Origin of the sequence: Parvibaculum sp. (genome assembly GCF_049651025.1) — a bacterium.
GTDB lineage: Bacteria > Pseudomonadota > Alphaproteobacteria > Parvibaculales > Parvibaculaceae > Parvibaculum.
Genome location: NZ_JBASBH010000018.1, coordinates 37,991 through 50,613, shown reverse-complemented (window position 1 = coordinate 50,613; position 12,623 = coordinate 37,991). Strand labels below are relative to the sequence as shown.

The window sequence follows — 12,623 nt, the reverse complement described above, 5'->3', positions numbered from 1 at the left end:
GATCAGGCGTCTTTGGCGAGTTCAGCAATGATGAGTTCGGCGTGTTTCTTCAGCTCGCCGAAATCCGCCATCTGCCGTGCATGGAGTTTCAGATCGATGCCTTGCGAGCGCGGGATGATGTGAGTGTGGAAGTGGAAGACGGTTTGTCCCGCCGCTGAACCGTTCAACTGCGCGACCATGACGCCCGGCGCTTTGAATGCGCGTTTCACTGCGGCAACGACTTTCTTTGTTGTCAGAGCCTGTGCCGCGACGAATGCCGGATCGAGGTCGAGCAAATCCTCTGCCGGAAACTTCGGGATGACGAGCGTATGTCCTTCGGCCTGGGGCATCACGTCCATGAAGGCGAGCGTCATGTCGTCTTCATAGACTTTGAAGCAGGGTGCTTCGCCACGCAGGATTTTGGCGAAAATATTGTTTTGATCATATGCCATGACGTCAGAAATCATCCTCTTGGGTTTCCGTGTGCTCATCGTGCCGGAAGGGTGAGTATTCGCCAAGCGTTTCAATGTCGTGATCGACATGAAGGCGTTCGCGCGCGAGATATTCGGCAACGGCTTCGCTGAACGAGGCGTTTGCAATCCAGTGTGCGCTATAGGTTTTTGCGGGCAGATAGCCGCGTGCGAGTTTGTGCTCGCCCTGAGCGCCGGCCTCGACACGCTTCAGCCCGCGTGCAATCGCGAAGTCGATTGCCTGATAGTAGCAGCATTCGAAATGCAGGAAGGGGTGATGTTCTATCGCGCCCCAGTTACGCCCGAACAGCACCTCGTCGCCGATGAAGTTGAGCGCTCCGGCGATGTAGCGCCCATTGCTCCTGGCCATGATGAGCAGCGTCCGGTCCGCCAGCCTCTCATTGATCAGGCTGAAGAATTCGCGTGTCAGATAAGGGCTGCCCCATTTGCGGCTGCCCGTGTCCATATAGAAGGCATAAAAGGCATCCCAATGATTTTCGGTCAGGTCTGCGCCGGTGACCCATTCGATGGAGATGTCGTGCTCGAGCGCGCGCTCACGCTCCTTGCGGATCATCTTGCGTTTGCGCGATGAAAGATCGCCAAGAAATTCATCGAAGGATTTGTAGCCGCGATTTTCCCAATGGAACTGTTGATCCGTTCGCTGGAGAAGTCCGTGGCTGCCCAGTTTTGTCCATTGGCGCTCGGGCAGGAATGTGAAGTGCAGCGACGAAACGCCTGTGCGGCGTGCGACTTCGAGCGCGCCTGCCAGTAGCTGATCCTCGGCAGCGTCCCGGCCCGGGCCGGGCTTTGTCAGCAGGCGCGGGCCGGTCGCGGGTGTGAAAGGCACGGACACCTGAAGCTTGGGGTAGTAGCTCCCGCCCGCGCGTTCGAATGCGTCTGCCCAACCATGATCGAAAACATATTCGCCGCGGCTATGGCTCTTCAGATACATCGGCATGCAGCCTGCGAGGCCGCCGGCAGCGTCTTCAAATAGCAGGTGATAGGGCATCCAGCCGGTGCGGCGCGTCGCCGATCCGCTTTCTTCAAGCGCGTGCAGGAAGGCGTGGCTCAGGAATGGATTGTAGGGTTCACCGGGCGGATTCGCACAGGCATCCCACTGCGCGGGATCGACGGCGCCGAGTCCTTGCGCAATTTTTATGATGGTTTGTTCGGCGTCACCCATCGACACTTCCACTCCGACCGACAGGGCTCGACTTTAGGCTATCGCGCGCAACGAGCAAGGCGCGCGTCCGATCATGAAGCCGTATCGGCGAGTTGCGGCTAAAGGGATTTGACGATCAGGCGACCAATGTCGGCCAGCACGGCGTCACGCGCGTCGGGCGGTTCACCGCCGCCTTCGTAATAGGCGGCGACAAGAACAGGCGCGCGTCCTGTCGGCCATATGACACCGACGTCGTTGGTCTCGGCCTTGGCGCCTGATCCTGTTTTATGGCCAATGCGCCAATCGGATGGGAGGCCCGCGCGAATGCGCCCGGCACCCGTCTTGGTGGAAAGCATCCAGTGCTGGAGCTGCGTTCGCGAGGATGGCGATAACGCATTGCCGAGCAGTGTGGAATTCATGAGCGCGAGCATGGCATTTGGCGTGGTCGTGTCTCGCGGATCGCCGGGCTCGATGATGTTGAGCGTCGGCTCTGTGCGGTCGAGCCGCGTGACTTCATCGCCAAGGCTGCGTGCGTAACGGGTGAGGCCCGCCGGGCCGCCAAGTGTGTTGAGGATGAGATTGCCTGCCGTGTTGTCGCTCAGCTCGACGGCTGCCGCGCAAAGCGCGCCAAGCGTCATGCCGCCTTCGCCGACATGCTGGGCGGCTACCGGCGCGTATTCGAGCAGGTCCGACTTGCTGAAGCTTATCCGGCGATCGAGGCTGTCCAGCCCACGGTCTACGCGATCGAGCACGGCGGCTGCGGCGAGGAATTTGAAGGTGCTGCACATGCCGAACCGTTCGTCGCCACGATGGCCAAGGCGTCGTCCGCTTGCCGTGTCGAGGATGGCCACTCCGAGGCGGCCATTATGCCTTGTCTCAAGCGCGACAAGTTCGCGCTCGGCATCGGCGATGGCTGGCTTCGCGCCAGCAAATGTTGGCGAGATGGCAAGGAGCGCGACGCTGCCCAGCAGTATCTCGCGGCGAGATATCGGCATGCTATTCGATCTCGAAGATCGCCTCGATCTCGACGGCGATGTCCATGGGTAAGCTCGGGGCAGAAACGGCGGAGCGGGCATGACGCCCGGCATCGCCGAAGATTTCCACGAGCAGGTCCGACGCGCCGTTGACGACGGTCGGTTGCTGGATGAATTCCGGCATGGAATTGACGAAGCCGAGCAGTTTCACGCAGCGCTTCACACGATCGAGGTCGCCGCCGACGGCTTCCTTGAGCTGTGCGATGACATTGAGCGCGGTGAGCCGCGCGGCCTTCTTGCCTTCCTCGACATCGAGATCGCGCCCGACCTTGCCTTTGAACTCCAGCCCCTTGGGGCCCATCGGGCCCTGGCCTGAAATATAGACAAGCGAGCCTGTCACGACATAAGGCACATAGTTGGCTGCGGGCGCGGCCGCATTCGGCAATGTGATGCCCAGTTCGCTAAGCCGTGCTTCAATCTTGCCGGTCATGGAAACTCCTCCTGTTGCGCCCGTTTTGTCAGAGGATATACCTACCTTGTGAAAGGCGGGCGCGGAAGCCCCGGGGGAGGAACATATGAAGCTTGCGACGCGCATGCCGGTCGATGACGGCCTTTTCATGCCAGCCGAATGGGAGCCGCATGCGCGCTGCTGGATGCAGTGGCCGTCGCGTGGCGAGGTTTGGAGCGAGCAGTTGCCGCAGGCCTATGTCGCCTATGCGCAGGTTGCGCGTGCAATCTCCCGCTTCGAGCCGGTGTCGATGGTCTGTCGCCCGGCTGATGAAGCGCAGGTTCGTCTTGCTTGCGGTCGCGATGTGGAAATCGTGCCCATCGAGATCGACGATTCATGGGTGCGCGATTCCGGCCCTATTTTTGTGGTGGACGGCAGAGGCCATGTGGCCGGCATTCATTGGCGGTTCAACGCCTGGGGCAATGCCTATTGGCCGCATGACAATGACCGGAAGGTCGGCGGCAGCATTCTGGAGCGCCTCGATATGCGCTGCTACGAGGGACCGATGATCCTCGAAGGCGGCTCGATTTGCGTGGACGGCTACGGCACTTTGCTGACGACGGAAGAATGTCTGTTCAATGACAATCGCAATCCGGAACTTACGCGCCAGCAAATCGAGGAGCGCCTCGCGCTGCATCTCGGCGTCCGTCGCATTATCTGGCTCGATCAGGGGCTGGAGGATGATGAGACGGGCGGGCATGTCGATATGATTGCCTGCTTTGCCGGGCCGGGGCGCGTGTTGCTGCATATGCCGGAGGATCGCAGCGACGTCAATTTTGCGCGCATGCAGGAAAACAGGAAGCGGCTTGAAGCGGCGCGCGATGCTCGCGGCCAAAAGCTCGAGATCATCGACGTGCCGCAGCCCAGGCGCAATCTGCGCCGGGCGGATGGCCGCAGGCTCAGCACGTCATATGTGAATTTCTATATTGCGAATGGCGGCATCGTGATGCCGAGTTTCGACGATCCAAACGACAAGGTGGCCGCGGAAATCATCGGCGCCGCGTTTCCAGGTCGCGAGGTCGTTCAGGTGCCGTCACTCGATATTGCAGCAGGCGGCGGCGTCATACATTGCATAACGCAGCAGCAGCCTGCCGGGAAAGCGCTGAAGTAGATCAGCCGTTCAAGATCAGGCGCGCGGCCCGGCTGCCCTTTTTCTTGTCGGCATACATTGCGCGGTCGGCGCGATTGAGCAGATCGGCCGCTTCGGTCGTGCCATTGTAGTAAGCGAGGCCGAGGCTCGCGCGTATGCTGATTTTGTCGTTCTGGGCAGAAACCACCAGCTTGTTGATCCCGTTGACGAGCTGGCGTGCGCGCTCGCGTGCGGGCACGTGTTCGGCGCGGACGAAGAGAATTGCGAATTCGTCACCGCCCAGTCTCGCGGCATAGTCGGTGGCGCGAATGCTCTGCTGGAGATGGCGTCCGATGGCGCGCAGGACTTCGTCGCCAATGTGGTGCCCGTGCTCGTCGTTGATTGCCTTGAAGCCGTCGAGATCGAGATAGGCGAGAATGCCCGCCTCGTCATAGCGCGCAGCGCTGAGCAGGTTGCGGCGCAGAACGCCGTCGAAACCCCGGCGGTTCAGGAGGCCGGTCAGCTCGTCCGTGACTACCATGTTTTCGAGCCGCGTGACCCGCGCGTCGAGTTCCATGATGCGCTGTTCCGCTTCCGCCGCATATGCAAGGGCGTGAGCGAGAATTCGCTGAGGATCGGCCGCGACGCGCCGGTCGCTTAATGTACGGCGTAGGCGGGCGACAGGCTCGTCGGCCGACAGGACGCTATCTGCCAATGGCAGAGCCGCCGTATCCCGCAAAAGTTTTCCGCGTCGCATAGCGCTGCTTCTCCAAGTCAAACCGATATCGGTCTTGTGTGAAGCAAGCTGTTTGCCAGCTTCATTGATTTAATGGTTTCAATGACTTGGTGTGTTCCGGCGCCATTAAAACCGGGGTACAGATAGGTAAATATTGCCCGCCCAGCATGGCTTGCCGGGCTCGGACAGGTCCGCTCTTTGTGGATGTCAGCTTGTCAGGGCGTCGCGCGGGCGGCGTCCGGCGAAGAAATCGTCGAGGTTGTCCAGTGCCCGAAAACCCATGGCGTTGCGCGTTTCCAGCGTGGCGCTGCCGAGATGGGGCAGAAGGAAAGCATTGGGCAGGGTTCTGTAGCGCGGGTCGATGTTGGGCTCATTGTTGAAGACGTCGAGGCCCACCGCCGCGATCTGTCCGCTGGACAGGGCATCGATCAATGCATCGTCGTCAATGATATCGCCGCGCGCCGTGTTGACGACAATGGCGCCCTTGGGGAGCCGGGCGAGCGTTTTGGCATTGAGAAGTCCGCGCGTTTGCGGGGTAGATGCACAGTGAACGGACAAAATATCCGACACCGCCAGAAGTTTGTCGAGGCTTGCATGCCAGATCGCCTCGCCTTCACCTTCGACCTTGTGACGATTGTGATAGTGAACTTCCATGCCGAAGGCGCGGGCGCGCCTGGCGACAGCGCGGCCTATGCGCCCCATGCCGAGAATGCCGAGGCGTTTGCCCGTGAGAGATATGCCGAGCATGCCGGTTGGCGCCCAGTTTGCCCATGTGGCTTCGCGGATTGCCGCCGTGCCTGCGGCAGCGCCGCGTGCCGCGCCGAGAATGAGGAGCAGGGCTATGTCGGCCGTCGCGTCGGTCAGCACGTCTGGCGTATTGGTGACGGCAATTCCTCGCGCATTTGCTGCCTCAAGGCTGATATGATCGGTTCCGACGGAAAAACTGGCGATGATTTTTACGGTTGGCGGTAGCCGATTTATGGTGTCAGCGTCGAGCTTGTCGGTCACTGTAACCAGCAGAGCGTCCTTGCCTGCGGCGTGTGCAATGAGTTGTGCATTGTTCCAGAGGCTGTCGTCCCGATTGTTTTCGACAAGATAGTCTCGCGCCGCTCGTACTTCGGCATCCGGCGGAAGCCGGCGGGTGATAAGCAGTTTGGGTGCCATTGTTGCGCCATTTTCAAGTGTTGTGGTCTCGGTGACGGCAGGCTGTGCTTCTGGTTTACTTGATGGTGCAGCGTTCGCAAAGGTCGCGGGCGCGGCGATGATATGAGGTCGGGAATATGTTGCGAGGCAAAGGAGCGGTAGTCGGTGCCATGGCGGCGGTGGCCCTGGCGCTTGCCGTCGTAGCGGCAGGAAGCGTTGCGGTGGTTCGGCTCGTCAAGTCCGACGTTCAGGCGGCGCTCCCACAGGCGCATCGCGCCGTCTACGATCTCAGCCTCGACCATGCGAGGTCGGTCAGCGAGGTCTACGGCCTTGAAGGCCGCATGGTTGTCGAGTGGCGGGGCGGCCCTGCTTGCGACGGCTATACGTCCGATCAACGGGTCGTGACCCATTCTCTCGATTCCGCGGGTGGCGTTTCTCTGAGCGATGTCAGGCTGAATTCCTGGGAGGCGCTTGATGGAAATGAGTTCCGTTTCGACCGTACCGAATATCTCGACGGGAAGCTTTCGGCGCGCGAAAGCGGCATCGTCAGGCGCAAGGGCGGCAAGGTGACTTTGGAAGAGCCCGGCAAGGAGCTTCAGACGCTGCCGCGCGACGTCATGTTTCCCAGCGCGTTCAACATGGCGCTGACAACGGCGGTGCTGAACGGAAAATCGAGTTTCACTCGCCTGCTGTTTGATGGAACGCAGACGATGGTGACGAGCGTGACAGCCTTTATCGGCAAAGCGGGTGCGGCACCCACGGATGCACGTTCGGTCAGGATTAAAAATCGCGGCGACGGCAACCCGCTCAGAGGTGCACAGGCCTGGCCGGTGCGTATGAGCTATTTCGATCAGGATGATGGCAAGGTCGATGGGATGCCGAGTTTCGAGATGGGATTCCATATGTTTCCCAATGGCGTGATGAGCAAGCTCAGCCTTGATTATGACGATGTGATCCTGAGAGGCGATCTCGCGCAGATCGAATATTTCCGCCCCGGCAGTTGCTGAGGCGGCACCCGGCTTTCACTTCTTGATGCCGCGCCCCTTGATGATCGCTTCCGAACCAAAGCGGGCGCGGACGCGATCCATCGCGCGTTCGGCATCGGCACGGCGCGTTGCTTTTGGATCGAGCATATCGGGCGGATCTGCGAGATCGCCATCCGCCAGTTGCGTGATGCCGATACCGATGAGGCGGAAGGCAGTTCCATCCGCTTCGCGTGTAAGCATCGGCGCGCCTGCGCGATAGATCACTTCGGCAAGCTGCGTTGGATCGGGGAGCGTGAGACTTCGCGTCCGTGTTTTGAAGTCTGCCGTTTTCAGCTTCAAAACGACTGTTGTGCCTGATGCGTTAGCGGCCTTTGCTCTCTCCGCCACGCGTTCGCATAGTGGCCAGAGCTTGCGATCTAGTTCGGCGGCATCGGAAATATCATCGAAGAATGTCGTTTCGGCGGAAATGCTTTTGGCGATATTCGCGCTTGAGACACTACGAACGTCGAGGCCGCGTGCGAGCCGCCAGAGGCGACGGCCCATCGATCCGTAGCGCGCCATCAGATCGTTTTCTTCCATGCGCTGAAGTTGCGCGATGCGCGTGATGCCGTCGCGCGCGAGCTTTGTTTCCAGAGCCTTGCCGACACCCCAGATCAGACCAACAGGTTTTTCCGCGAGAAAGGCCAAGGCCTCGGCGCGGCCGATAGCGGAAAACCCGCGCGGCTTTTCCATGTCGGATGCAATCTTTGCAAGAAATTTGCAGTAGCTCATGCCCACCGAAACGGTGATGCCGATTTCCTTTTCGATGCGGCGCTGAAGTTTGGCCATGGTGATTGCGGGGCTTGCGTGATGCAGCCGCTCGGTGCCGGTGAGGTCGAGAAAGGCTTCATCGATCGATAGCGGTTCAACGAGCGGCGACAAGTCGCGCATCATTGTGCGCACTTCGCGCCCGACGCTGACATATTTAGCCATGTCCGGTTTGATGACGACAGCTTCGGGGCAGGCTTGCAGCGCCTTGAACATTGGCATTGCGGAGCGCACGCCGCGAATGCGGGCGATGTAGCAACAGGTGGATACGACGCCGCGCTTTCCGCCGCCAATGATGACGGGTTTATCCGCAAGTTCCGGGTTGTCGCGTTTTTCAACCGCGGCATAAAAAGCATCGCAATCGAGATGCGCGATGCTGAGGCTATGGAGTTCGGCATGGAAAGCGATGCGCGGACGGTTGCATGCGGGGCAACGTTTCGCGTGAGGCTCAGTAGGAGCGAAGCAATCGCGGCAGAAGCCGGTCGCGCCCGCAGCTTCTGTCATGGCACGGGGTCCGGCCAGAGCCAGGCCGCGCCGCGCACGCCGCTTGCGTCTCCATGGAGGTGGCGCATGAGCTTCGTGTCCACGCGGTCGGAGAAGACATAGGCGCCCCAGCGCGCGGGCACCTCGTCATAAATGGCGGCGATGTTCGACATGCCGCCGCCTAGCACGATAACATGCGGGTCGATGAGATTGATGACATGGGACAGGGCGCGGGCGAGCCGGTCGGAATAGCGCCGAAGTGCGGAACGGGCAGGGCGCGAACCTGCTTCTGCGGCTGCGACGATTTCCATCGCTGTCAGTCTTTCCTTTTCGGTCAGTTCATATTCCGCTTCGAAGGCGGGACCGGAGTTCCAGCTTTCGATGCAGCCTTCCTTGCCGCAATAGCAGCGCGGGCCGGGAATTTCATCGGGCAGGGTCCATGGGAGCGGATTGTGGCCCCATTCCCCGGCGACGGCGTTCGGCCCGTTCAGCAAGCGGCCATTGACGACGATGCCGCCGCCGACGCCCGTGCCGAGAATGACGCCGAAGACGGTTGGCGCGCCTGCGCCCGCGCCGTCTGTCGCTTCGGAAAGTGCGAAGCAGTCGGCGTCATTGGCAAGGCGCACCTTGCGGCCAAGCGCTGCTTCGATATCGACATCGAAGGGCATGCCGTTGAGCCAGGTGCTGTTGGCGTTTTTGACAAGCCCGGTGGCCGGGGAAATAGCGCCCGGCATGCCGATGCCGACGGTGCCTTGTTCGCCAGTCTCGTCTTCAATCGACGTGATGAGCGCGCGGATGGCTTCAATGGTTTCGCGGTAGCCGTTCTTCGGCGTGGGGATGCGCTTGCGTGAAAGCTCGCGCCCATCGGGAGCAAGCGCCACGCCTTCGATTTTCGTTCCGCCGAGGTCTATTCCGATACGCATGGTTCGTCCGGTTCAGTAAATCATGATTGTCATCCCGGCCTTGTGCCGGGATCCAGGAACGACGAGTGCCGAGCAAGCGGCTTCTGGACCCCGGCACAAGGCCGGGGTGACAGCAGGTTTTGGATGAGAGTTTCTAGAACCCATCTTCTGTCAGGCGCTCTTCGATAAATGTCTGTGCAAGCCGCCAATCCGTCGTGTGGAAATGACTGTCGGCGGCAGGGCCCATGAGTTTTGCAAGGCGCGGGTCGGCAATGAAATGGAGCCGGTGGCAAGCGCTGTGCGCCTTGGCGACGGATGAGATGTTGTGCGGGATATCGTCGAGGAAAAACACCGGCGCCTCCACTATGTCGGCAAGCTTGCGCACTGCGCCGCCCTTCAGCCCCGTATTGGCGATAACAGGATAGTCCATGCCTTGCGCGGCGAGGCTTCTTGCGCGTGTTTCCCGTTGGGAAAAAGGCACATTGGTCAGCACTACGATCTGCGCGCGGGCCGAGAGCGCTTTGAGCGCATCGGCGGCGCCGGGAACGGCAAGGAGCAGATTGGTCGATGTCTCGAAAAAACCTTTCATCAGGTCCGGCATTTCCGACGGATCGATCGCCACATCCGTATCGCGGCGTTTGATGTTGCCCGTCAGCGCATAGCTTTTGAGATCGAGCCAGAGGCCCTGCGTTTCGAGATAGGTCTCCAGGCCGACAAGGAACTGCATCAGCACTTCGTCGCAATCGGAGATGATGAGCGGCCGACCACGAACAAGGCTCAACGCCTCGATCTGCGGGAGAACGTCGACATGCAGCGCCAGCGGGTCGTGATTGCCGAAGTTGATCGGCTGTGTCGAGCTCTTCATGTCCAATGCACTTCTTCGCCGCCCGGCAGGAGCCGTCTTGCGACGCCGGGGATTTCGGGTTTCAGGTTGGCCGTTTCGCAAAAGGCCAGCAGACGTTGATCGTCCATCAAGATGAAATCGAGCACGCCGCCGAGGATTTCCGGCTCGCTGGCGCGGGCAAGCAGCTCATCAGACGAAAGCCCGGTGAGGTCGACAAAGGCGAAAAGAAGCTCTTCCTCGGTTGCGATATAGCCGAGCGCTTGTATGGCGATCAGTTCAGCCTGATCTGCTTTCATCGGGAACTCCGGGCGTTTCTACAAGCTCCCATTAAGCATAGGTCGCTTTTGATACAAAATGGGGGTGCCTGAGAGGCAGGTTAAAGACTTAGTTAACGATATTGGAGTGAGATGGCCCCAGTGAGACCCGGGAATCAGCTCCGAGCCCCGGAATACCAGTATTGAAGCGCCGGACGGGCTCGGCAACAGGTGGAGTTCTGGAGCATGGATGCGATGACCAAAAAGGTACTGATCGTCGAGGACAATGAGCTCAATATGAAGCTCTTCCATGATCTCCTGGACGCCCATGGTTACGAGACGCTTCAAACGCGCGACGGTATCGAAGCGCTGGAAATAGCGCGCAAGAATCGTCCCGACCTGATCCTCATGGATATCCAGCTTCCCGAAGTGTCGGGCCTTGAGGTCACGAAGTGGATCAAGGAAGACGACAGCCTGCGTTCGATCCCCGTCGTGGCCGTTACGGCTTTTGCGATGAAGGGCGACGAGGAAAAAATCCGGGAGGGTGGCTGCGAGGCTTATATCTCCAAGCCAATCTCGGTAACGCAATTTCTTGAGACCGTTCAGCGTTTCCTGAGATAAGGGCAGACCCGTGACGGCGCGCGTACTCATTGTCGATGACGTTCCGGCAAATCTGAAGCTTCTGGATGCCAAGTTGACGGCCGAATATTTCGGCGTGCTCAAAGCATCTTCCGGCCCGGAAGCCATAGAGATCGCCACATCCCAACTGCCCGACATCATCCTGCTCGATGTGATGATGCCGGGCATGGATGGGTTTGAAGTGTGCCGCCGATTGAAGGCCGCGCCTGCGACCGAACATATCCCCATCGTCATGGTGACGGCGCTCGATCAGCCGAAGGACCGTGTGCAGGGCCTTGAGGCCGGCGCCGATGATTTTCTGACCAAGCCTGTCAACGATCTGGCGCTTTTTGCCCGCGTGAAAAGCCTCGTGCGCCTCAAAATGGTGACGGATGAGCTTCGCATGCGCGAGGCAACCGGCCAGCGCATAGGCGCGCTTGTCGGCACCAGCACCGAACGGATGCTGATGTCGGAGCCGGGGCGGGCGCTCATTATCGACGATCGTCCGACATCGCTGAAGCGCATGAGCGAAGCCCTGTCGCTCGAGCACACGGTCATCGTTGCCGAGACGGTTGACGAGATGATGCAGCTTGCCAGCATCGGCGCTTACGACCTTTTGATCGTCAGCCTGACGTTGCAGGAATTCGATGGCTTGCGCCTGTGCTCGCAGCTTCGCTCGCTTGAAGCGACGCGGCAGACGCCTTTGCTTGCCATTGTGGAAGAGGGCGACACGCCGCGCCTCGTGCGGGCGCTGGATATGGGCGTCAACGATTACCTTGTGCGGCCGGTCGACCGGAACGAACTGGTGGCGCGTTGCCGCACGCAGCTTCGCCGCAAGCGTTATCAGGACTATTTGCGCGACAAGTTCCAGCAAGGTCTCGAGCTGGCGATTACCGACAGCCTGACCGGCCTTTACAATCGCCGCTATATGGAAAGCCATCTCGCAGCGTTGGTTGAAGAAGGCGTGAATGGCGGCAAGCCCGTTTCCCTGCTGATTTTCGACATCGACTATTTCAAATCGGTCAACGACAACTACGGTCATCCTGCGGGCGACGCGGTGCTCAAGGAATTCGCACAGCGCATCTCGCAGAATGTGCGCGGCGTCGATCTCGCCTGTCGTCTCGGCGGGGAAGAGTTCGTGGTCGTCATGCCGGACACGGATCTCTCCTACGCACTCATGGTCGCAGAGCGCTTGCGCCAGAAGGTCGCCGAAGTGCCGTTCCATGTGGAGCCGACCGTGAGTATCAGCGTCACGGTGAGCATCGGTATCGGCGTCTCGGAAGGGACGGCGGATTGCGCAGCGAAGCTGCTGGAGCGAGCGGACGCCGCTCTCTACAAGGCCAAACGCGAGGGACGCAATCGCGTGGTCGCCGAGGCGGCTTGAAGAAGCACCTTTCTTAGACATTGCCTTTAAAGACGTTTTCAAGCTATTGAAAAATCACAATAATATGTGGTTTTCACGATCTGTTCCGCAGTCAGTTAAGAGATTGCATTAACCATGAATGTTCATGGTTAATCATGCTTCTAACGCCGATCTCTATGATGTGACTTTATTTGGCACAGTTCCGATGATAAAATCTGTGTATTAGGTAGGTTTCGCTGCCGCGCCTGCTTCCTATTGCTGGGGGGTGAGTGGAGCGGGTTTGAGGCAGCGATATGTGTCCTCGCGGGTGCTCGGGTCCGCCGCA

The 12,623-nt window shown here is 59.9% G+C and carries 14 protein-coding genes; 4 read left to right on the top strand and 10 right to left on the bottom strand.

Annotated elements, in window-relative coordinates:
* Positions 1 to 2 precede the first annotated feature (2 nt).
* From WA943_RS02215 to WA943_RS02200, 4 genes are all read right to left on the bottom strand, one after another.
* The gene (locus WA943_RS02215) at positions 3 to 431 is read right to left on the bottom strand and encodes an HIT family protein (RefSeq protein ID WP_424468199.1); all 429 of its coding nucleotides are present in this window, start codon (positions 429 to 431) and stop codon (positions 3 to 5) included.
* 4 nt (positions 432 to 435) lie between these two features.
* On the bottom strand, positions 436 to 1,632 hold the full coding sequence (locus WA943_RS02210) for a GNAT family N-acetyltransferase (RefSeq protein WP_424468198.1): 1,197 nt from the start codon (positions 1,630 to 1,632) through the stop codon (positions 436 to 438).
* A 98-nt stretch (positions 1,633 to 1,730) separates the two neighbouring features.
* Positions 1,731 to 2,606 carry a class A beta-lactamase gene (gene bla / locus WA943_RS02205; RefSeq protein WP_424468197.1) on the bottom strand — a complete coding sequence of 292 codons (876 nt, stop codon included), beginning with the start codon at positions 2,604 to 2,606 and terminating at the stop codon, positions 1,731 to 1,733.
* A 1-nt stretch (position 2,607) separates the two neighbouring features.
* Entirely contained in the window at positions 2,608 to 3,075 is a 468-nt protein-coding gene (locus tag WA943_RS02200) for a RidA family protein (protein WP_424468196.1), read from the bottom strand.
* A gap of 85 nt (positions 3,076 to 3,160) precedes the next feature.
* On the opposite strand from WA943_RS02200, the gene WA943_RS02195 reads away from it, so the two are divergent.
* The gene (locus tag WA943_RS02195) at positions 3,161 to 4,204 is read left to right on the top strand and encodes an agmatine deiminase family protein (protein WP_424468195.1); all 1,044 of its coding nucleotides are present in this window, start codon (positions 3,161 to 3,163) and stop codon (positions 4,202 to 4,204) included.
* 1 nt (position 4,205) lies between these two features.
* Here the strand turns inward: WA943_RS02195 and WA943_RS02190 are convergent, their stop codons facing one another.
* Together WA943_RS02190 and WA943_RS02185 are read right to left on the bottom strand one after the other, a co-directional pair.
* Positions 4,206 to 4,877: a GGDEF domain-containing protein gene (locus WA943_RS02190; RefSeq protein ID WP_424468194.1), complete on the bottom strand. Its 672-nt coding sequence runs from the start codon at positions 4,875 to 4,877 to the stop codon at positions 4,206 to 4,208.
* A 228-nt stretch (positions 4,878 to 5,105) separates the two neighbouring features.
* A complete protein-coding gene (locus tag WA943_RS02185; protein WP_424468193.1) occupies positions 5,106 to 6,062 on the bottom strand; it encodes a 2-hydroxyacid dehydrogenase in 957 nt (318 codons plus the stop codon).
* A gap of 149 nt (positions 6,063 to 6,211) precedes the next feature.
* Between WA943_RS02185 and WA943_RS02180 the strand changes: the two genes are divergently transcribed.
* Positions 6,212 to 7,048: an EipB family protein gene (locus WA943_RS02180; RefSeq protein WP_424468192.1), complete on the top strand. Its 837-nt coding sequence runs from the start codon at positions 6,212 to 6,214 to the stop codon at positions 7,046 to 7,048.
* Positions 7,049 to 7,063: 15 nt separating this feature from the next.
* Here the strand turns inward: WA943_RS02180 and WA943_RS02175 are convergent, their stop codons facing one another.
* The 4 genes from WA943_RS02175 to WA943_RS02160 all read right to left on the bottom strand — a co-directional run bounded on the left by WA943_RS02175 (position 7,064) and on the right by WA943_RS02160 (position 10,359).
* Complete coding sequence (locus WA943_RS02175; protein WP_424468191.1) at positions 7,064 to 8,338, bottom strand: DNA polymerase IV; 1,275 nt, start codon at positions 8,336 to 8,338, stop codon at positions 7,064 to 7,066.
* Positions 8,335 to 9,240 (bottom strand): ROK family protein, encoded by a 906-nt coding sequence (locus WA943_RS02170; RefSeq protein ID WP_424468190.1) that lies wholly within the window; start codon positions 9,238 to 9,240, stop codon positions 8,335 to 8,337. Before WA943_RS02170 ends, WA943_RS02175 begins: the two co-directional genes overlap by 4 nt.
* Positions 9,241 to 9,373: 133 nt before the next feature.
* A complete protein-coding gene (locus WA943_RS02165) occupies positions 9,374 to 10,084 on the bottom strand; it encodes a hypothetical protein (protein WP_424468189.1) in 711 nt (236 codons plus the stop codon).
* Entirely contained in the window at positions 10,081 to 10,359 is a 279-nt protein-coding gene (locus tag WA943_RS02160; RefSeq protein WP_424468188.1) for a DUF3572 domain-containing protein, read from the bottom strand. Before WA943_RS02160 ends, WA943_RS02165 begins: the two co-directional genes overlap by 4 nt.
* 213 nt (positions 10,360 to 10,572) lie before the next feature.
* Here WA943_RS02160 and WA943_RS02155 point away from each other — a divergent pair, with 213 nt between their 5' ends.
* The gene (locus WA943_RS02155; RefSeq protein ID WP_293550074.1) at positions 10,573 to 10,938 is read left to right on the top strand and encodes a response regulator; all 366 of its coding nucleotides are present in this window, start codon (positions 10,573 to 10,575) and stop codon (positions 10,936 to 10,938) included.
* Between the two features lie 10 nt (positions 10,939 to 10,948).
* Positions 10,949 to 12,319 (top strand): PleD family two-component system response regulator, encoded by a 1,371-nt coding sequence (locus tag WA943_RS02150; protein ID WP_424468187.1) that lies wholly within the window; start codon positions 10,949 to 10,951, stop codon positions 12,317 to 12,319.
* Positions 12,320 to 12,623: the final 304 nt, after the last annotated feature.

Coding starts and splice junctions, on each gene's coding strand:
- WA943_RS02210 (WP_424468198.1), bottom strand. CDS start 1,632: ATGGGTGACGCCGAACAAACCATCATAAAAATTGCGCAAGGACTCGGC.
- WA943_RS02160 (WP_424468188.1), bottom strand. CDS start 10,359: ATGAAAGCAGATCAGGCTGAACTGATCGCCATACAAGCGCTCGGCTAT.
- WA943_RS02200 (WP_424468196.1), bottom strand. CDS start 3,075: ATGACCGGCAAGATTGAAGCACGGCTTAGCGAACTGGGCATCACATTG.
- WA943_RS02155 (WP_293550074.1), top strand. CDS start 10,573: ATGACCAAAAAGGTACTGATCGTCGAGGACAATGAGCTCAATATGAAG.
- WA943_RS02180 (WP_424468192.1), top strand. CDS start 6,212: ATGGCGGCGGTGGCCCTGGCGCTTGCCGTCGTAGCGGCAGGAAGCGTT.
- WA943_RS02215 (WP_424468199.1), bottom strand. CDS start 431: ATGGCATATGATCAAAACAATATTTTCGCCAAAATCCTGCGTGGCGAA.
- WA943_RS02185 (WP_424468193.1), bottom strand. CDS start 6,062: ATGGCACCCAAACTGCTTATCACCCGCCGGCTTCCGCCGGATGCCGAA.
- bla (WP_424468197.1), bottom strand. CDS start 2,606: ATGCCGATATCTCGCCGCGAGATACTGCTGGGCAGCGTCGCGCTCCTT.
- WA943_RS02165 (WP_424468189.1), bottom strand. CDS start 10,084: ATGAAGAGCTCGACACAGCCGATCAACTTCGGCAATCACGACCCGCTG.
- WA943_RS02170 (WP_424468190.1), bottom strand. CDS start 9,240: ATGCGTATCGGAATAGACCTCGGCGGAACGAAAATCGAAGGCGTGGCG.
- WA943_RS02175 (WP_424468191.1), bottom strand. CDS start 8,338: ATGACAGAAGCTGCGGGCGCGACCGGCTTCTGCCGCGATTGCTTCGCT.
- WA943_RS02195 (WP_424468195.1), top strand. CDS start 3,161: ATGAAGCTTGCGACGCGCATGCCGGTCGATGACGGCCTTTTCATGCCA.